This window comes from Tistlia consotensis USBA 355 (genome assembly GCF_900177295.1).
GTDB classification, from domain to species: domain Bacteria; phylum Pseudomonadota; class Alphaproteobacteria; order Kiloniellales; family DSM-21159; genus Tistlia; species Tistlia consotensis.
Window position 1 is genome coordinate 125,305 of sequence record NZ_FWZX01000013.1, and the last position, 17,997, is coordinate 143,301.

Consider the following 17,997-nt stretch of genomic DNA (forward strand, 5'->3'; position numbering starts at 1 on the left):
GCGATGGAGACGCGCGCCAGCTATCTGCTCGTCGGCAGCTTCGTCCTGGCGCTGCTGGTCGGCGCCCTCGGCTTCGTGATCTGGCTGGCCAACTTCCAGGTCCAGAGCGACCTCAGGTCCTACGAGCTGGTCTTCAAGAACTCGGTGACCGGCCTGTCCGAGGCCAGCCCCGTGCGCTATGCCGGCGTGCGCGTCGGCGAGGTGCGCTCGGTCCGGCTCGATCCCGACCATCCCGAGCAGGTGCAGGTGATCGTCGAGGTCCAGGCCGACACGCCGGTCAAGCAGGACACCGTCGCCAGCATGGAGTTCGAGGGCCTGGCCGGCGGGCGCTACATCCTGCTGCAGGGCGGCAGCAAGGAGGCGGCGGCGCCGAAGGTCGAGCCCGGCCGCCGCTATCCGCGCATCCGCACCCGGCCCTCGACGATCTCGCAGGTCATCGAGGGCGCGCCCGACACCCTGGCGGCCGCCCAGCGGGTGCTGAACCAGGTCGAGAAGCTGGTCGACGACGAGAACCTGCAGACCTTCTCGAACACCCTGAAGAACCTGGAGACCGTCACGGGGGCGGTCGCCACGCGCTCCGCAGACATCGACAAGCTGCTGAAGGACGCGTCGGGAACCATGGAGAACATCAGCCAGAGCACCAGCCAGCTGGCCGAGCTGGCGACCGAGCTGCGCGGCGACGCCAACACCATCACCGCCAGCACCAACCGCACCCTGGTCGCCATCGAGGGCCTGGCGAACAACCTGAACGGCGCGGTCGGCACCAACGCCGGCGAGCTGCAGCGCACCCTGGTCGAGGTGCGCAAGGCGGCCGGCTCGATCAAGTCGCTGTCCGATCAGGTCAATGGCATGGTCGCCGAGAACCGCGAGCCGCTGCACGACTTCACGGCGACCGGCCTCTACGAGCTGGCCGGCCTGCTGAACCAGATGAAGACCCTGGTCTCGCGGCTCAACAACGTGACGGCCCAGGTCGAGCGCGACCCGGCGCGCTTCCTGTTCGGCGACTCGCAGGAGGGATATGAGACACAACCGACCCAACGCTAGCGGACTCGCCTCGCGGCGGGCCCTCCTGCTCGGCGCCGGCAGCCTGCTGGCCCTGGCCGGCTGCAACAGCATCCTGACCGACCGGCCGCCGCCCCAGCTGTTCCGGCTGTCGCCCAAGAGCACCTATCCGGCCGACCTGCCGACGGTGCCCTGGCAGCTGGTGCTCGAGATGCCGGTCGCCGACGCCGGCGTCAACACCCAGCGCATCGCGCTCGTCCGCTCGGCCAACCAGATCGAGTACTACGCGCGCGCCAACTGGACCGACCGGGCGCCGGCGATGTTCCAGACCATGCTGATCGAGTCCTTCGAGAACTCGCGCCGGATCGTCTCGGTCGGCCGCGAATCGCTCGGCCTGCGCGCCGACTTCGTGCTGAAGAGCGAGTTGCGCGAGTTCCAGGCGGTCTACGACGGCGCCGGGCCGCCCTCGGTGCGCGTCGGCCTGGCCCTCAAGCTGGTCGCGATGCCGCGCCGCGAGATCGTCGCCGCGACCGACGTGGAACGCATCGCGCCGGCTGCGGCCGACACGCTGGAGGACGTGGTCGACGCCTTCGACACGGCCTCGGGCCACGTGCTCAAGGAAATCGTCGTCTGGGTGCTGACGGCCGGCGAGAAGCACTGGCTGCAGGACCACCCGGAGGGCGGCAAGGCGAAGTCCTGAGATCCGGCCGGCCGGGCCGGCCGGTCAGGCGCCGCAGGTCGGGCAGCTCAGCCCGCTGCCGCTGGGCGAGGCCGGATGGCTGCCGTTCTCCAGCTTACCGGACGCGTTGAAGTCGTGGTAGTTGCGGCACTGCTTCTCGAAGGCCGCGCGCTGGTCGACGGCATAGGAGAACTTGAAGGCGTTGGCCCGCCGGTCGCTGCCGAACAGGCGCGCGGTCAGGCCGGGCTGGCCGATGCCGGCGCGCAGGGCCGCCATCAGGCCGTCGAGCACGTCGACGTCGTGGCGGCCGACGTACTGCACGGCGAAGCGCTTGCCGCCGTCCAGGTGGCCGAGCGCGAAGTTCCCCGGCATGCCCCCCTGCACGACCTTGCGCACGGTCGCGGGGTCGAGCTTGAAGGGCCCGTCCATGTCGAGGCTGTTCATGCTGCTCATGCGACCACCAATCGGACTGTTCTCGGTCCGAGAGTGGCGGCGGGATGTTTCCGTTCGGTTAATTCGGCGGAAATGAGCGGCCTGCCGGCCCGGCCGGCTCAGCCGCCGTGCGCCCAGCTCCAGTAGAGCTCTCGCGCCTGGCGATAGACCGGCCCGGGCTGCAGATCGCGGTCGTCGATGCGCGTGATCGGCATGACCTTGCCGTAGTTGCCGGTCTGGAACAGCTCGTCGGCCTGCTGGAAGTCGCGATAGGTCAGGCTGCGCTCGTAGACCGGCACGCCGGCGCCGCGCAGCAGCGCGATGACCCGCTGCCGGGTAATGCCGTTGAGGAAGGTGCCGTTCGGCACCGGGGTGTGGGCGGCGCCGTCCTTGACCAGCCAGACGTTGGCGGTCGTGAGCTCGGAGACGTTGCCCAGCGCGTCGAGCATGATCGCGTTGTCGAAGCCCCTGGCCTGGGCCTCGCGCAGCGCCCGACCGGAGTTCGGGTAGAGGCAGGCCGCCTTGGCGTTGGTCGGGGCCGTCTCGATGCTCGGCCGGCGGAAGCTCGACAGCGTGATCGAGCCGCCCTTCGGCTCGGGCAGCGGCGAGTCGTAGAGCGACAGGCAGAAGCGGGTGGTCTCGGGATCGGCCGCGACGAAGCCGGCCTCGGCCCAGTACATCGGCTTGATGTAGAGCTGGGCGTCCTTGGCGAACTTCGCCAGGCCGTCCTGGCTGAGCTCCATCAGCTCGCCGGGGCGGTAGAGGCTCTTCAGGCCCATCGCCTTGCAGGAGTTCTCGATGCGCTCGAAGTGCTTGTCGAGATCCGGGGTGACGCCCTCGAAGGCGCGCGCGCCGTCGAACACCGTCGAGGCCATCCAGGACCCGTGGCTCATCGGGCCCATGATCGGGGGATTGCCCTCGACCCACTCGCCGTCGAGGAAGTGCCAAGCCGTCATCTGTCGGATCCGTCTCAAGAGGGACTGTCGAGGGAAAGCGCCCCGCGAGCATAGTGACCCGGCACGCGCGGGCCAAGCGGCGGGGCGCCGGATTCTTGTCACCCTGACATTCCGCCGCTGCAGGCCGGAGCCACCGCCGCCCCGGCGTTGTCGCGGGCCGGCGCCTCGCCTATCGTCGCCGGCACCCGAAGGAGCAGCCGGAGCCCGCCATGAGCGAAGCGATCTATCACGTCACCAGCTGGGACGCCTGGCGCGAGGCCGAGCGGGCCGGCCGCTACGACGGCTCGGCCGACGACCGGCGCGACGGCTTCATCCACTTCTCGGCCCGGGCGCAGCTGGTCGAGAGCGTTGCCCGGCACCGCGCCGGCCAGTCCGGGCTGGTGCTGCTGAGCGTCGACCCCGAGGCCCTCGGCCCGGCGCTCAAGTGGGAGCCGTCGCGCGGCGGTGCCCTCTTCCCGCACCTCTACGGGCCGCTGCCGGTCGCGGCGGTGCGGCGCGCCGACGACCTGCCGCTCGGTGCCGACGGCCGGCACGTCTTCCCGCCGCTCGGCGACTGACCGGCCCAGGCCGTGGCCCTCGACCTCTACCCGCTGCTGCGGCCGCTGATCTTCCGGCTCGATCCCGAGCAGGCCCACGGCCTGGCGCTGGGCCTGCTGAAGTCGGGCCTGGCGCCGCGCGCCGCGGCACCCGACGATCCGCTGCTGGCGGTCGAGCTCTGGGGCCGCCGGCTCGCCAGCCCGATCGGCCTCGCCGCCGGCTTCGACAAGAACGCCGAGGCGATCCGGCCGCTGTTCGGCCTCGGCTTCGGGCTGGTCGAGGTCGGCAGCGTCACGCCGCGACCCCAGCCCGGCAACCCCAAGCCGCGCCTGTTCCGCCTCAGCGAGGACCGCGCGGTGATCAACCGCATGGGCTTCAACAACCGGGGGCTGGAGGCGGCGGCGCAGCGCCTCGCCGCCTTGCGCGCCGGCGGCCCGGTCGGCGGCCTGGTCGGGGTCAACCTCGGCAAGAACAAGGACAGCCCCGAGGCGGCGCCGGATTACGCCGCGGGCGCGACGGCGCTGGCGCCCTTCGCCGACTACCTGGTGATCAACGTCTCCTCGCCGAACACGCCCGGTCTGCGTGCCCTGCAGGGCCGCGACGAGCTGACCCGCCTGCTCGGCGCGGTGCGCGACGCCCTGTCCGGAACCGGGACCCCGCCGCCGCTGCTGCTGAAGATCGCGCCCGACCTGACCGAGGCCGACTGCCGCGACATCGCCGCCGTCGCCCTGGACAGCCGGCTCGACGGCCTGATCGTCTCGAACACGACGATCGCCCGGCCGGCGAGCCTGAAGAGCCGCTGGAAGGCCGAGGCCGGGGGCCTGTCGGGCCGGCCGCTGTTCGAGCCCTCGACCCGGCTGCTCGGCGAGATGTACCGGCTGACCGAGGGCCGACTGCCGCTGGTCGGCGTCGGCGGCGTCGAGTCGGGGGCCACGGCCTACGCCAAGATCCGGGCCGGCGCCTCGCTGGTCCAGCTCTACAGCGCCCTGGTCTACGAGGGCCCGGGCCTGGTCGGCCGCATGGCGCGGGAACTGGCAGAGCTGCTCAAGCGCGACGGGTTCAAGTCGGTCGCCGAGGCGGTCGGGGCGGATTGGCGGTAGGTCGCGGGGTCCGCGCTCCCACGCCCCTCGACAGGCTCGGGACGAAGCAGACCTTTGCGCAAACGGATGCTTCGTCCCGAGCCTGTCGAGGGGCGTGCAGGCCGGAACCCCTGCGCCTCAGAGGATCGCCAGCACCGCCTCGGGCGGCCGGCCGAGGGCGGCCTTGCCGTCCTTGACGACGATCGGCCGCTCGATCAGCACCGGGTTGGCGACCATCGCGGCGATCAGCTCGGCACGGGACCTGGCCGGGTCGTCGAGGCCGAGCTCCTTGTAGGGCGCCTCCTTGCGGCGCATCAGCTGGCGCGGCTCCAGGCCGAGCTGGCCGAGCAGGCGCTCCAGGGTCGCGGCGTCGGGCGGCGTCCTGAGGTATTCGACGACGCTCGGCTCGATGCCGCGCTCGCGCAGCAGGGCCAGGGTCTCGCGCGACTTGGTGCAGCGCGGGTTGTGGTAGATCGTGACGGTCATCGGCGGGCTCCCTTGCTTCCGCCCCCTGAATAGGACGCTTCGGGCCGCGGGAAAAGCCGCCGGTCCCGAGGTCCGGGCGCGGTCCACGAAAACCGCGATCGAGGCGTGCCGGAACCGGATTCCGTTAACCTTCTTTCAAGCCCGTCCGCCGCAGACTGCCGGCCATGCTGACGAACCTGCTGCTCCTGGCCGGCTACGCCGCCCTGACCGGGCTCACCGCCTGGTACCTGCCGCGTTTCGTGCCGGGTCTCGATCCCGCGCTGGCGCTCGGCGTCGGCGTCGGCGGATTCCTGCTCTGTGCGCTCGCCCACGAGGTCTCGGCGCGGCTGGCGCGCGAGGCACGGCTCTCGACCCAGATGACCCGCCTGCGCCAGTCCTACTTCCAGGTCGAGGAGGAGCTGAGCTGGGCGCGCCGCGAGATGCGCAGCCTGCTCGAGGCGCTGGAGCAGGGCGCGCCGCGCGACGGCCAGGCCACCAGGGCGGCCTACGAGAAGGCGCGCGCCGTCGACGAGGTGATGGCCGAGATCAAGCTGCTGAAGTCGCTGGTCGCCAAGCTGTCGGCGCGCCGTCCGGAGCCCGCCGACCCGGTGATCGCGGAGCTGCGCGCCGACGACCCCGGCGCCCGCCCGGCCGGAGCCGGCGACGACGACGAGGAGGCCCCGGCCAAGAGCCTGGTGGCCCGGCGCAAGGATCGCCGCAAGGAGTCCGCCGAGGAGCGCCAGGAGGCCGAGGTCCTGGAGATCGTCCACGAGGCGCTGCGCCAGGACCGCATCGAGGTCGTGCTCCAGCCGATCGTTTCGCTGCCGCAGCGCAAGCGCCGCTTCTACGAGGCCTTCACCCGGATGCGCGACGACGAGGACCGGATCGTGCCGGCGCAGCGCTACATCGGCGTCGCCGAGCGCGCCGGCCTGATCACGGCGATCGACAACATGCTGGTATTCCGCTGCGTCCAGCTGATCCGGCGCATCCAGCAGCGCCCGGAGCCGGTCGACTTCTTCTGCAACCTGTCGGGCCACACCCTGCGCGACCGCGAGTTCCTGGCCGACTTCGCCAACTACCTGACGACCAACGGCGACCTCGGCCGCAACCTGGTCTTCGAGATGGCCCAGGCCGACCTCGACGGCCTGCCGGCCGAGACGCTCAAGCAGTTCGAGCGGCTGCACCGCCTGGGCTGCCGCTTCTCGCTGGACAAGGTCGAGGACATCAACCTCGACCCCAAGGATCTCGCCGAGCGGCACGTCGCCTACGTCAAGCTGGACGCCCGCGCGCTGGTCACCCTGGCCGAGGTCCAGGGCAGCGATGCCGTGCAGACGCTGCTCGGCGGCCTGACCCAGTGCCGCATCGACGTCATCGTCGAGAAGATCGAGAGCGAGGACGCGCTGCGCGAGCTGCTCGACTTCGGCATCGACTTCGGCCAGGGCTACCTGTTCGGCGAGCCGCGGCCGGCCAAGCTGGCGGCCTGATCGCCCCGGCCCCCGCGCGCGCCGGCGTCTCCGCCCGCTCGCTGCGACTGTCGAGCCGGCGACGCTTTTTTGCCCTGAGACGGCTTTTCGGCGGCGTTCCGCCGTGGCACAACCCGCGACCATGGATTCAGCCCTTCCCCCCCTGCCCGCCCTCGACGGCGTCGGCGCGATCGCCGAGCGCTACGACGGCCTGATCTGCGACCTCTGGGGCGTGCTGCACGACGGCCACCGCGCCTTCCCGCACGCGGTCGACTGCCTGGGCCACCTGCGGGCCGCCGGCAAGCATGTCGTCATCCTCTCGAACGCGCCGCGCCGCTCGGCCGAGATCGAGGCCAAGATGAACGAGCTGGGCATCGGCCCGGCGCTCTACGACAAGGTCATCTCCTCGGGCGAGGAGGCCTGGCGCCACCTCAAGGAGCGGCCGGACGACTGGTACCGGGCGCTCGGCCGGCGCGGCCACCACCTCGGCTCGGACCGCGACAAGGGCATGCGCGAAGGCCTCGACGTCACCTGGGTCGAGGCCTTCGGCGAGGCCGACTTCCTGCTCAACACCGGCGCCCACATGGGCCAGGAGCGGGTCGAGGACTACGAGGCGCAGCTGGCGGCGGCCGCGGCGCTGGGCCTGCCGATGATCTGCGCCAATCCCGACCTCGAGGTGATCGCCGGCGGCGTGCGCCAGATCTGCGCCGGCGCCCTGGCCAAGCGCTACGAGGAGCTCGGCGGCACGGTGCGCTACCACGGCAAGCCGCATCGCGAGATCTACGGCGCCTGCCTGTCGGCGCTGGACGGCGTGCCGTCGGACCGGATCCTGGCGGTCGGCGATTCGCTGCGCACCGACATCGCCGGCGCCCAGACCATCGGCATCGACAGCCTTCTCGTGATCGGCGGCATCCACGCCGAGGAACTGGGCGTACAAGAGGGCGAGGCGCCGACGCCGGAGAGCCTGGCCGCACTGTGCGGCAAGGCCGGCATCCGGCCGACGGCGAGCGTGCCGCTGTTCCGCTGGTAGCGGCGGGCCGCCGCCAGACGACCGGGCCGGCAGCCTCGCCGGGGAGGAGGTCGCCGTGGCCCGAGCAAGGACGCGCAGCTGGCACTGGCGGTTCGACGCACCGATCGGGGCGGTCTGGCCGGTGCTGGCCGATACCGCCCGCTTCAACGAGGCCGCCGGCCTGCCCAAGCACCGCATCGAGGAGACGCCGCAGCCCGACGGCTCGGTGCTCTATACCGCGACCGCGAAGCAGGGGCCGTTCCACCTGGCCTGGCGCGAGCTGCCGGTCAACTGGGTCAGCGACGGCTGGTTCGAGCACTGCCGGGTCTTCAGCCGCGGGCCGCTGTCCCGGCTCTGCGCGACCTTCCGCCTGACCCCCGCCGAGGGCGGCGGCTGCACCGCCGAGTACCGCCTGGAGGCCGAGCCGGCCGGGCCGGTCGGCCGGCTGATCCTGGCGACGGTCTTCTTCAAGGCGGCCGGCGAGAGCTTCGCGCGCCTCGCCGAGCAGGCCGGGCGCTTCGCCCAGGGCGCCCGCGACCGTCCCTACGACTACCAGGCGCCACCGGTCGACGCCGCGCGGCGCCAGCGGGTCGAGCGCATGGTCGAGGCGATCGAGGCGAGCGGCAACGGCCACGGCCTGGCCCGGCGCCTCGCCGATTTCCTGCTGAGTGCCCAGGAGGTCGATCTCGCGCGGATCCGGCCGATCGCCCTGGCCCGGCGCTGGCAGCTGCCCGAGCGGCACCTCATCGAGCTCTGCCTGGAGGCGACGCGCGCCGGCCTGCTGGAGCTGAGCTGGGAGTTGCTGTGCCCGCGCTGCCGGGTCGGCAAGGCGGGAACGGCGGCGCTCGACCGCCTGCCGGCCGGCGCGCACTGCGACACCTGCAACATCGACTACGACCGCGACTTCTCGAGCAACGTCGAGCTGTCGTTCCGCCCGGCCGAGGCGGTGCGGCCGATCGTCTTCGGCGAGTACTGCCTGCTCGGCCCGATGTCGACGCCGCACATCAAGGTGCACGTCACCGTGCCGGCCGGCGCAACGCGGCGCATCGAGGCGCGCCTGGCGCCCGGCCCCTACCGCCTGCGCAGCCTGGAGAAGGGCCCGGAGCTCGACGTCGAGCTGGCCGAGGGGGCCGGCTTTCCGGCCGTCATCCTGGGCGAGCGGACGGTCGAGGCCGGCGCGCCGGCGCCGATCGGCGCCCTCGAGCTGGTCAACCGCACGCCCTGGGCGCGCACCTTCGTGGTCGAGGACCGGACCTGGGTCACCGAGGCCCTGACCGCCGACCGGGTGACCGCGCTGCAGGCCTTCCGCGACCTCTTCTCCGACCAGGTGCTGCGGCCCGGCGACGAGGTCGCGGTGCGGCGCGTCACCCTGCTGTTCACCGACCTCGCCGCCTCGACCGCGCTCTACGGCCGGATCGGCGACGCCCGTGCCTACCACCTGGTGCGCGAGCACTTCGCCTTTCTCGGCCGCCTGGTGCGCGACCACGACGGCGCCGTGGTCAAGACGATCGGCGACGCGATCATGGCGGCCTTCGCCGACCCGGTGCAGGCCCTGGCCGCGGCGCGCGCCGCCCAGCAGTCGATCGCCGGCTTCAACGCCGAGAATCCGGACGGCCCGATCCTGCTCAAGATCGGCCTGCACGGGGGGCCCTGCATCGCGGTCACGCTCAACGAGCGGCTCGACTACTTCGGCGGCACGGTGAACCTCGCCGCCCGCCTGCAGGGCCAGAGCCGCGGCGGCGACATCGTGCTGTCCGAGGCCCTGGCCGCCGAGCCGGCGGTGGCGGCCCTGCTGCGGGACCTGCCGGTCGAGCGCGCAAGCGCCCGCCTCAAGGGCTTCGACGAGCCGGTGCCGTTCCTCCGGATCGCGGGCGAGCTCCCGCCCCCCCTGCCGTAGACACCCCGTCGGCGGGGTGATTAGATGCCGGCGATTCGAGACAGGGCAGCAGAAGGGCTCCCGGAATGGCCGAGTTCGACCCCGGATTCCGCAAGCCGAGCATCGAGGACTGGCAGAAGGCGGCCGCCAGGGAGCTCAAGGGCGAGGACCCCGATTCCCTGGTCTGGCAGACGCCGGAGGGCATTCCGGTCAAGCCGCTCTACACCGCCGCCGACCTGGAGGCGCTGCAGTTCGATCCCGGCCTGCCGGGCTTCGCGCCCTTCGTCCGGGGGCCGCGCGCGACGATGTACACGGTCCGGCCCTGGACCCTGCGCCAGTACGCCGGCTTCTCGACGGCCGAGGAGTCCAACGCCTTCTACAAGGCCAACCTGAAGGCCGGCCAGAAGGGCCTGTCGGTCGCCTTCGACCTGGCGACCCACCGCGGCTACGACTCGGACCATCCGCGGGTCGTCGGCGACGTCGGCAAGGCCGGCGTCGCGATCGACTCGGTCGAGGACATGAAGATCCTGTTCGACGGCATCCCGCTCGGCGAGATGTCGGTCTCGATGACCATGAACGGCGCCGTGCTGCCGGTGCTGGCCGGCTACATCGTCGCCGGCGAGGAGCAGGGCGTGCCGCCGAAGAAGCTGAGCGGCACGATCCAGAACGACATCCTCAAGGAGTTCATGGTCCGCAACACCTACATCTACCCGCCCGGACCCTCGATGCGGATCGTCGCGGACATCATCGCCTACACGGCCGAGAAGATGCCGCGCTTCAACTCGATCTCAATCAGCGGCTACCACATGCAGGAGGCCGGGGCGACCTGCGTGCAGGAGCTGGCCTTCACCATCGCCGACGGCCTGGAGTACGTGCGCACGGCGGTCGAGCGCGGCCTGAAGGTCGACGACTTCGCGCCGCGCCTGTCGTTCTTCTTCTGCATCGGCATGAACTTCTTCATGGAGGTCGCCAAGCTGCGCGCCGCGCGCCTGCTCTGGGCCAGCCTGATGAAGGAGAAGTTCGGCGCCGCGGACCCGCGCTCGCTGATGCTGCGCACCCACTGCCAGACCTCGGGCGTCTCGCTGGCCGAGCAGGACCCCTACAACAACGTCATCCGCACGACCATCGAGGCGCTGGCCGCGGTGCTCGGCGGCACCCAGTCGCTGCACACCAACGCGCTCGACGAGGCGGTCGCGCTGCCGACGCCCTTCTCGGCGCGCATCGCCCGCAACACCCAGCTGATCATCGCCGAGGAGAGCGAGGTCACCCGCACCGTCGACCCGCTGGGCGGCAGCTACTACGTCGAGAGCCTGACCCACGCCCTGGCGAGCCACGCCCGCGCCCTGATCGACGAGGTCGAGGCGATGGGCGGCATGACCAAGGCGGTCGAGAGCGGCATGCCGAAGCTGCGCATCGAGGAGGCGGCGGCCCGCCGCCAGGCGCGCATCGACCGCGGCCAGGACACCATCGTCGGGGTCAACCGCTACCGGCCGGAGGGCGCCGAGGAGCTCGACATCCTCAACGTCGACAACGCCAAGGTGCTGAAGCAGCAGGTCGAGCGCCTGAAGAGGATCCGCGAGAGCCGCGACGAGGCGGCCTGCCGCGCCGCGCTCGAGGCGCTGACCGCGGCCGCCGAGAGCGGCGAGGGCAACCTGCTGGCGCTGGCGGTCGAGGCGACGCGGCGGCGCGCCACGGTCGGCGAGATCTCCGACGCCCTGGAGAAGGTCTACAGCCGGCACCGGGCGACGATCCGCTCGATCTCCGGCGTCTACGGCTCGGCCTACGAGGGCGACGCCGGCTTCGAGCGGATCCGCAAGGAGGTCGAGGCCTTCGCCGAGGAGCAGGGCCGCCGGCCGCGCCTGCTGGTCGTCAAGCTGGGCCAGGACGGCCACGACCGCGGCGCCAAGATCATTGCCACGGCCTTCGCCGACATCGGCTTCGACGTCGACATCGGCCCGCTGTTCCAGACCCCCGAGGAGGCGGCGCGCCAGGCCATCGAGAACGACGTCCACATCATCGGCGTGTCCAGCCAGGCAGCGGCCCACCGCACCCTGGTGCCGGAGCTGATGAAGGCCCTGAAGGCGGCCGGCGCCGACGACATCGTGGTGATCTGCGGCGGCGTCATCCCGCCCCAGGACTACGGCTTCCTGCAGGAGCAGGGCGTCGCCGGCATCTACGGCCCCGGCACCAACATCCCGCAGGCGGCCGGCGAGATCCTGGGCCTGGTGCGGCGCCGGCAGCAGGCCGCCTGACGGGTGGGCGCCATGGCGACGGACCCTATCCTTGCCGCACGGTAAGCGCCTCTATCGCCTGCTGATCGGCGCCGGGCTGGCGGTCAGCCTCGCCTGGCTGGCGTTCTGCTGGCTCTACCTGCGCCGGGTCTACGGCGTCGAGCAGATCTCGGCGCTGCTGCCGCACGAGCTCGGCACCCTGGTCGTCGGCGTCTTCGCGCCGCTGGTCTTCCTCTGGCTGGTCGCCCTGGTCGTCGCGCGGGCCCGCGGCCTCTCGGCGGAGACCTCGGCCCTGCTGGAGAAGCTGGAGGCCCTGACCTACCCGCCCGACGACGCGACGGCCCGCGTGCGCGCGATCACCAACGCCCTGCGCGAGCAGAGCGAGCTGGTCCGCGGCTCGGCCGACGAGGCCAGCGACAAGCTGGGCGAGGTGCGCGACGAGCTGGCCCGCCAGCTCGGCCGGATCGGCGAGATCGACGCCCAGGCCGGGGCGCGCCTGGAGGAGATGCGCAGCGCGACCGACCGCCAGATCGCCGAGCTGAACGCCGCCTCCGAGAAGGCGCAGCAGGCCGCGAACGAGATCCTCGAGGCGGTGCGCGAGCCGGTCGCCGAGCTGGCCGGCGCCGCCGACCGCGCGGTCGGCGAATCGGTCGCCGCCGCGGACCGCCTGGGCGAGCGCTCGGCGGAGCTGGTCAAGGTGACCCAGGAGCTGGCCAGCGGCGCCGGCGGCCTGCGCCAGCAGCTCGAGGGCGACACCAAGGCGATCCAGACCGCGACCCGCGACCTGGCGCAGCGCGCCAAGTCGTTCAACGAGGAGGCGCGCGAGCTGCTCGAGCAGCTGACCACCTCCTTCGCCGGCGCGGTCAACCAGGCCGACTACCTGAAGGCGACGCTGACCAACCAGTCCGGCGACCTGGCGCGCCTGGTCGACGAGATCGAGGCGAAGAGCAGCGAGATCAGCCACGCCCTGCAGGGCGTCGGCGACGTCGTGCGCAGCGCCGCCGAGGAGGCGGTCTCCAGCGCCGCGCAGATGGGCGGCGTGTTCCGTTCCGAGGCCGAAACGGCCGCGGCGACCGCCGAGCGCGCCAGCGAGAAGATGCGCTCGACCATGATCCAGGCGCGCAGCGACCTGCAGTCGATGGGCGAGGCCTCGGCCAGCTCGCTCTCGGACACCGCGCGCCTGGCGACGCGCCGCCTGCAGGAGGCGAGCGAGGCGCTGCGCCCGCACGTCCAGGCGCTGAGCGCCGCCTCGGACCGGGCGATCGAGCGCGCCGGGCAGTCGGGTGAGGCCTTCCAGCGCCGCGCCGAGCAGCTGCGCGAGGTCACCGACCTGACCGCCGAGCGCATCGACAAGGCGACCGGCAGCCTGCAGCGCCTGGCCCAGACCCTGGCCGACCGAGCCCGCGAGGCCAGCGAGTCGTCCAAGGAGGCGGCCAGCGGCATGCAGGAGCAGGGCCGGGCGCTGTCCGACCTGACGGCCTCGGCCCAGACCGCGGCGACGACCCTGCGCAGCGCCGTCGAGGAGGAGCTGGAGCGGATCGGCGGCCTGACGCCGCAGCTGACCGGCACCAGCGAGACCGTGCGCCAGCTGCTCGGCGAGCAGAGCCGGGCCCTGACCCAGGCGAGCCGCGACGCCGAGGCCTCGGCGCAGGAGATCAAGCTGGCCCTGGCCGGCAGCGTCGCCGACTTCAGCCAGGCCTCGGCCGGCGCGGCGGCCCGGCTCAAGGAGCTGTCCGGCCACCTCGGCCAGGCGGCGGGGGCGCTGACCCAGTCGGCCGACGGCGCCCTGGAGCGGGCGCGCGCGGTCGGCGCCCAGTTCGAGAGCCAGGGCGCCGGCTTCAGCGAGGCGGTCGCGACCGCCGTCGAGAAGCTCAACGACGTCTCGGTCGCCTGCCGGCAGCAGGCCGAGGAGCTGCGCCGCGCCTCCGAGGAGGCGAGCCAGCACACCCTGCGCCTGCGCCAGTCCGACCTGGAGGCGCGCCGCGACCTGTTCCTGCGCACCGCGACGCTGATGCTCGACGAGCTGACCGAGGCCTCGGTCGACATCGCCAAGCTGGTCGACGAGGAGATCCCCGACGACTACTGGAAGCGCTGGCGCAAGGGCGAGCGCAACATCTTCGCCCGCCGCCTGGTGCGCCGGCGCGACGACGGCATGGCCCGCGAGATCGCCGTGCGCTATCGCGAGGACGAGCGTTTCCGCCAGCAGGCGACGCGCTATATCCAGCAGTTCGAGAGCCTGCTCAACCAGGCCGCCGAGTGCGATCCGGAGAACGTGCTGAGCGCGACCTTCCTGACCGCCGACGTCGGCAAGCTCTACCTGCTGCTCGCCCGCGCGGTCGGGCGCCAGCAATAGCCGCCCGGCCAGGGCGAGAAGGACGCCCTTGAGCGATTCCCAGCCAGACGCCGCCCGGACCCCGCCGGCGTCCGGCCGCCGCGACCAGTGGCGGACCATCGCCGACCTGCTGCCCTACCTCTGGCCGAAGGGCGAGCCGGCCCTGCGCCGCCGCGTCGTGCTGGCCCTGGCCTCGCTGGTCGCCGCCAAGCTGGCCCTGGTCGTGGTGCCGCTGATCTACAAGCAGGCGGTCGATGCCCTGACCAGCCTGGACAGGGCCGAGGGCGCGCTGGCGCTGCCGGTCGGCGTCATCCTGGCCTACGGCGGCGCCCGCGTCGCCTCGCTGGCCTTCCAGGAGCTGCGCGACGCCTTCTTCGCCAAGGTCGGCCAGCGCGCGATCCGCCGGGTCGCGCTCAAGGTCTTCGAGCACCTGCACGAGCTGTCGCTGGCCTTCCACCTGGACCGCCAGACCGGCGGCCTGTCGCGGGTCATCGAGCGCGGCACCAAGGCGATCGACACCCTGCTGTCCTTCTCGCTCTTCTCGGTCTTCCCGACCTTCATCGAGCTGGCGCTCTCGGCGGGCATCCTCTGGTCGCTCTACGGCTTCGCGTTCGCCGCCATCACCCTGGTCACGGTGGTCGGCTACACGCTCTACACCTACCGGGTCACCGAGTGGCGCCTGACCCTGCGGCGCCAGATGAACGAGAGCGACCAGCGCGCCAACACCAAGGCGATCGACAGCCTGATCAACTTCGAGACGGTCAAGTACTTCGGCAACGAGGCCCACGAGGCGCGGCGCTACGACGAGGGGCTGCGGAGCTACGAGAAGGCGGCGACCGCCTCCAAGACCTCGCTGTCGATCCTCAACATCGGCCAGGCGGCGATCGTCGCGATCGGCGTGACCTCGCTGATGCTGCTGGCGGCGAGCCGGGTGCGGGCCGGCAGCATGACCGTCGGCGACTTCGTCGCGGTCAACGCCTACATGATGCAGCTGGCCCAGCCGCTGAACATGTTCGGCTTCGTCTACCGCGAGATGAAGCAGTCGCTGATCGACATGGAGGCGATGTTCCAGCTGCTGTTCGTGCGCGCGAGCGTGACCGACAAGCCGGGCGCTCCGCCGCTCAGGCCCGCCGGCGCCGAGGTGGTGTTCGACGACGTCCATTTCCGCTACCACCCGGACCGGCCGATCCTGAAGGGGCTCAGCTTCACCATCCCGGCCGGCCAGACCGTCGCGGTGGTCGGCTCCAGCGGCGCCGGCAAGTCGACCCTGTCGCGCCTGCTGTTCCGCTTCTGGGACGTCGATGAGGGCGCGATCCGCATCGACGGCCAGGACCTGCGCGACGTCCAGCAGCTGTCGCTGCGGCGCTCGATCGGCATCGTCCCGCAGGACACCGTGCTGTTCAACGACACCATCGCCTACAACATCGGCTACGGCCGCCCGGGGGCGAGCCACGCCGAGATCGCCAAGGCGGCGCGGGTCGCCGCCATCGCAGGCTTCGTCGAGGGCCTGCCCGAGGGCTGGCAGACGATGGTCGGCGAGCGCGGCCTCAAGCTGTCGGGCGGCGAGAAGCAGCGCGTCGCGATCGCCCGCACGGTGCTGAAGGAGCCCTGCATCTTCATCTTCGACGAGGCGACCAGCGCGCTCGACACCAAGACCGAGCAGGACATCCTGGCCGCCCTGCGCAAGGTCTCGGCCGGCCGCACGACCCTGGTCATCGCGCACCGCCTCTCGACCGTCGTCGACGCCGACCGCATCGTCGTGCTCGACGCCGGCCGCGTCGCCGAGAGCGGCAGCCACTCGGAGCTGCTGGCCAGGCGCGGCCTCTACGCCGAGATGTGGCTGCGCCAGCAGGAAGGCGCCGAGCCGGCGATCGAGCCGGCGGAGCTGTAGGTTGCTTTCTTCGGCGCTCCCGGGGCCTGCGGCATCTTCCGTTATCCCCTGTCTCTTCTAACGTCCCCTCTTCCTTCGTCATCCCCGCGAAAGCGGGGATCCAGAGGAAAGGGCCGCCCGCGCGAACGGTTCACGGTCCACGCCCACGGCATCGTTCTCTGGATCCCCGCTTTCGCGGGGATGACGAAGAAGGGGCGTGGACGATGATGGAAGAGGGGACACCGCAAGAGAGGGGACGCTGCGGCAATCGCGGGAGGGACGCGAAGGAGGCAAGGCAAGCCAGCGCGGTGCGCCGACCCGCAAATCGTGCTAAGCGCGCGGGCCATGGACATCGAGGAGACCGCCGAGAGGATCCGCACCGGCGACCGCCGGGCCCTGGCGCGCGCCATCACCCTGGCCGAGTCGAGCCGCGCCGACCACCGCGAGCGGGCCGAGGCGCTGCTCGCCGTCCTGCTGCCGGCGACCGGCGGCTCGGTGCGGCTCGGCATCTCCGGCCCGCCCGGGGTCGGCAAGTCGAGCTTCATCGAGGCCTTCGGCAGCCGGCTGATCGAGGAGGGGCACCGGGTCGCGGTGCTGGCCATCGACCCCTCCTCGCGGGTCACCGGCGGCTCGATCCTGGGCGACAAGACGCGCATGGAGCGCCTGGCCCGCTCCCCGGAGGCCTTCGTGCGCCCCTCGCCGACCGGCGGCTCGCTGGGCGGCGTCGCCCGGCGCACCCGCGAGGCCCTGCTGCTCTGCGAGGCCGCCGGCTTCGACGTGACCATCGTCGAGACGGTCGGCGTCGGCCAGTCGGAGACCGCGGTCGCCGACATGGTCGACCTGTTCCTGCTGCTGCTGCCGCCGGCCGGCGGCGACGAGCTGCAGGGCATCAAGAAGGGCGTCGTCGAGCTGGCCGACCTGGTCGTGGTCAACAAGGCCGACGGCGACCTCCTCGCCTCGGCCCGCCGCGCCGCCGCCGAGTACCAGAGCGCGCTGCGCATGCTGCGCCCGACCACCGCCGACTGGCAGGTGCCGGTCCTGCAGGTCTCGGCGCGCGAGGAGCGCGGGCTCGACGAGGTCTGGCAGGCGGTCGGCCGCTTCCGCGCGGCGCTCGGCGAGGCCGGCCTGGCGCGCAAGCGCGCCGCCCAGGCCCGGGCCTGGATGTGGAGCGAGATCGACGACTCCCTGATCCGCGCCTTCCGCGCCCACCCGGCCGTGGCCGCCCGGCTGGCCGAGGCCGAGGCCGCGGTCTCGGAAGGCCGGCAGCCGGCCGCGACGGCCGCGAGGGAGTTGCTCGCCGCCTTCCTGGGGCGAACCTAGCCATCCCCCCGATCAGCGGAGGAAAATCCCGTCCTTCCGCCTTGACGCGCGCCCCGGCCTTCGCCTATACACCCGCTCTCCCGGCTGCGGCCTGCCCGCAGCCGCTCGATTTTTAGTGCCAGCGGACGGAATAGAATCATGCCTCGTGTGTGCTCTTTCACCGGCAAGCGCGTGATCAGTGGCCACCACGTGAGCCACTCGAACATCAAGACGAAGCGCCGCTTCAAGCCGAACCTGCAGACGACCTCGCTCTACAGCGAGGCGCTGAGCAAGATGGTGCGCATGCGCATCTCGACCGCCGGCATCCGCACGGTCGAGCACAACGGCGGCCTGGACTCCTTCCTGCTCGGCACCCCGGACCGCAAGCTCGGCCTCGAGGCGCTGCGCATCAAGCGCCAGATCCTCGACGCCAAGAAGGGCGAGACGGCTGCCGCCTGACCGGCGCCTCTCCGAGCTTCTTCGAGATCGAGGCCTCCGCCGTCCGGCGGAGGCCTTTTTCGTTCGGGTGCTACGCCCGCCGGCGCCAGAGCAGGGCGCCGACCGTGCCCAGGGCGCCGAGGCCGAGAGCCCAGGGCAGGCCGGCGACCAGGGCGGTCCTGATCGAATCGAGGCTGCCCGGCCGGGGATGCGCGCCCATCATGGCCATGATGCAGAGCAGGTAGGCGGTGCCGAAGATCTTCGGCGCCCACTCCCTGACCCAGCTCTTCTCCTCGTCGGACAGCATGGCCGCCCCCCTCGTCGCCGCC

The 17,997-nt window shown here is 72.1% G+C and carries 16 protein-coding genes; 12 read left to right on the forward strand and 4 right to left on the reverse strand.

All coding sequences use genetic code 11. The features are described from left to right. The first annotated feature begins 3 nt into the window (after positions 1–3). Together B9O00_RS16510 and B9O00_RS16515 are read left to right on the forward strand one after the other, a co-directional pair. Positions 4–1,044 carry an MlaD family protein gene (locus B9O00_RS16510; RefSeq protein ID WP_085123796.1) on the forward strand — a complete coding sequence of 347 codons (1,041 nt, stop codon included), beginning with the start codon at positions 4–6 and terminating at the stop codon, positions 1,042–1,044. Beyond that, positions 1,019–1,702, forward strand: coding sequence for an ABC-type transport auxiliary lipoprotein family protein (locus B9O00_RS16515; protein WP_085123797.1), 684 nt, complete (start codon positions 1,019–1,021; stop codon positions 1,700–1,702). Before B9O00_RS16510 ends, B9O00_RS16515 begins: the two co-directional genes overlap by 26 nt. 24 nt (positions 1,703–1,726) lie before the next feature. On the opposite strand, the gene B9O00_RS33090 is transcribed toward B9O00_RS16515, so the two are convergent. Together B9O00_RS33090 and B9O00_RS16525 are read right to left on the reverse strand one after the other, a co-directional pair. Next, entirely contained in the window at positions 1,727–2,134 is a 408-nt protein-coding gene (locus B9O00_RS33090) for a hypothetical protein (protein WP_085123798.1), read from the reverse strand. A gap of 98 nt (positions 2,135–2,232) precedes the next feature. Further along, positions 2,233–3,069, reverse strand: coding sequence for a branched-chain amino acid aminotransferase (locus B9O00_RS16525; protein ID WP_085123799.1), 837 nt, complete (start codon positions 3,067–3,069; stop codon positions 2,233–2,235). Between the two features lie 209 nt (positions 3,070–3,278). On the opposite strand from B9O00_RS16525, the gene B9O00_RS16530 reads away from it, so the two are divergent. Both B9O00_RS16530 and B9O00_RS16535 read left to right on the forward strand, forming a co-directional pair. After that, entirely contained in the window at positions 3,279–3,626 is a 348-nt protein-coding gene (locus B9O00_RS16530) for a DUF952 domain-containing protein (RefSeq protein ID WP_085123800.1), read from the forward strand. 12 nt (positions 3,627–3,638) lie between these two features. After that, the gene (locus tag B9O00_RS16535; protein ID WP_085123801.1) at positions 3,639–4,706 is read left to right on the forward strand and encodes a quinone-dependent dihydroorotate dehydrogenase; all 1,068 of its coding nucleotides are present in this window, start codon (positions 3,639–3,641) and stop codon (positions 4,704–4,706) included. A gap of 117 nt (positions 4,707–4,823) precedes the next feature. Here the strand turns inward: B9O00_RS16535 and arsC are convergent, their stop codons facing one another. Beyond that, on the reverse strand, positions 4,824–5,171 hold the full coding sequence (gene arsC / locus B9O00_RS16540) for an arsenate reductase (glutaredoxin) (protein ID WP_085123802.1): 348 nt from the start codon (positions 5,169–5,171) through the stop codon (positions 4,824–4,826). A gap of 164 nt (positions 5,172–5,335) precedes the next feature. Between arsC and B9O00_RS16545 the strand changes: the two genes are divergently transcribed. The 8 genes from B9O00_RS16545 (at position 5,336) to rpmB (ending at position 17,689) form a co-directional block, all read left to right on the forward strand. Beyond that, positions 5,336–6,634 carry an EAL domain-containing protein gene (locus B9O00_RS16545; protein WP_085123803.1) on the forward strand — a complete coding sequence of 433 codons (1,299 nt, stop codon included), beginning with the start codon at positions 5,336–5,338 and terminating at the stop codon, positions 6,632–6,634. A 121-nt stretch (positions 6,635–6,755) separates the two neighbouring features. Beyond that, the gene (locus B9O00_RS16550) at positions 6,756–7,643 is read left to right on the forward strand and encodes a TIGR01459 family HAD-type hydrolase (protein ID WP_085123804.1); all 888 of its coding nucleotides are present in this window, start codon (positions 6,756–6,758) and stop codon (positions 7,641–7,643) included. A gap of 55 nt (positions 7,644–7,698) precedes the next feature. Then, on the forward strand, positions 7,699–9,519 hold the full coding sequence (locus B9O00_RS16555; RefSeq protein ID WP_085123805.1) for an adenylate/guanylate cyclase domain-containing protein: 1,821 nt from the start codon (positions 7,699–7,701) through the stop codon (positions 9,517–9,519). A 65-nt stretch (positions 9,520–9,584) separates the two neighbouring features. After that, positions 9,585–11,750, forward strand: a complete 2,166-nt coding sequence (scpA, locus tag B9O00_RS16560; RefSeq protein WP_085123806.1) for a methylmalonyl-CoA mutase — start codon at positions 9,585–9,587, stop codon at positions 11,748–11,750. A 31-nt stretch (positions 11,751–11,781) separates the two neighbouring features. Further along, on the forward strand, positions 11,782–14,082 hold the full coding sequence (locus B9O00_RS16565) for a coiled-coil domain-containing protein (RefSeq protein WP_085123807.1): 2,301 nt from the start codon (positions 11,782–11,784) through the stop codon (positions 14,080–14,082). A 28-nt stretch (positions 14,083–14,110) separates the two neighbouring features. Then, positions 14,111–15,952, forward strand: coding sequence for an ABCB family ABC transporter ATP-binding protein/permease (locus tag B9O00_RS16570; RefSeq protein ID WP_085123808.1), 1,842 nt, complete (start codon positions 14,111–14,113; stop codon positions 15,950–15,952). Positions 15,953–16,276: 324 nt separating this feature from the next. Beyond that, positions 16,277–17,251, forward strand: a complete 975-nt coding sequence (gene meaB, locus B9O00_RS16575) for a methylmalonyl Co-A mutase-associated GTPase MeaB (protein WP_085123809.1) — start codon at positions 16,277–16,279, stop codon at positions 17,249–17,251. A 138-nt stretch (positions 17,252–17,389) separates the two neighbouring features. Continuing rightward, on the forward strand, positions 17,390–17,689 hold the full coding sequence (gene rpmB / locus B9O00_RS16580; RefSeq protein WP_085123810.1) for a 50S ribosomal protein L28: 300 nt from the start codon (positions 17,390–17,392) through the stop codon (positions 17,687–17,689). Between the two features lie 70 nt (positions 17,690–17,759). On the opposite strand, the gene B9O00_RS16585 is transcribed toward rpmB, so the two are convergent. Next, positions 17,760–17,975 (reverse strand): hypothetical protein, encoded by a 216-nt coding sequence (locus tag B9O00_RS16585; protein ID WP_085123811.1) that lies wholly within the window; start codon positions 17,973–17,975, stop codon positions 17,760–17,762. Positions 17,976–17,997 lie beyond the last annotated feature (22 nt).

What these genes read in the sequence shown, in the direction of transcription:
- B9O00_RS16510 (WP_085123796.1), top strand. Translation starts at nt 4, where the DNA reads ATGGAGACGCGCGCCAGCTATCTGCTCGTCGGCAGCTTCGTCCTGGCG.
- B9O00_RS16515 (WP_085123797.1), top strand. Translation starts at nt 1,019, where the DNA reads ATGAGACACAACCGACCCAACGCTAGCGGACTCGCCTCGCGGCGGGCC.
- B9O00_RS33090 (WP_085123798.1), bottom strand. Translation starts at nt 2,134, where the DNA reads ATGAGCAGCATGAACAGCCTCGACATGGACGGGCCCTTCAAGCTCGAC.
- B9O00_RS16525 (WP_085123799.1), bottom strand. Translation starts at nt 3,069, where the DNA reads ATGACGGCTTGGCACTTCCTCGACGGCGAGTGGGTCGAGGGCAATCCC.
- B9O00_RS16530 (WP_085123800.1), top strand. Translation starts at nt 3,279, where the DNA reads ATGAGCGAAGCGATCTATCACGTCACCAGCTGGGACGCCTGGCGCGAG.
- arsC (WP_085123802.1), bottom strand. Translation starts at nt 5,171, where the DNA reads ATGACCGTCACGATCTACCACAACCCGCGCTGCACCAAGTCGCGCGAG.
- B9O00_RS16545 (WP_085123803.1), top strand. Translation starts at nt 5,336, where the DNA reads ATGCTGACGAACCTGCTGCTCCTGGCCGGCTACGCCGCCCTGACCGGG.
- B9O00_RS16550 (WP_085123804.1), top strand. Translation starts at nt 6,756, where the DNA reads ATGGATTCAGCCCTTCCCCCCCTGCCCGCCCTCGACGGCGTCGGCGCG.
- scpA (WP_085123806.1), top strand. Translation starts at nt 9,585, where the DNA reads ATGGCCGAGTTCGACCCCGGATTCCGCAAGCCGAGCATCGAGGACTGG.
- meaB (WP_085123809.1), top strand. Translation starts at nt 16,277, where the DNA reads ATGGACATCGAGGAGACCGCCGAGAGGATCCGCACCGGCGACCGCCGG.
- rpmB (WP_085123810.1), top strand. Translation starts at nt 17,390, where the DNA reads ATGCCTCGTGTGTGCTCTTTCACCGGCAAGCGCGTGATCAGTGGCCAC.
- B9O00_RS16585 (WP_085123811.1), bottom strand. Translation starts at nt 17,975, where the DNA reads ATGCTGTCCGACGAGGAGAAGAGCTGGGTCAGGGAGTGGGCGCCGAAG.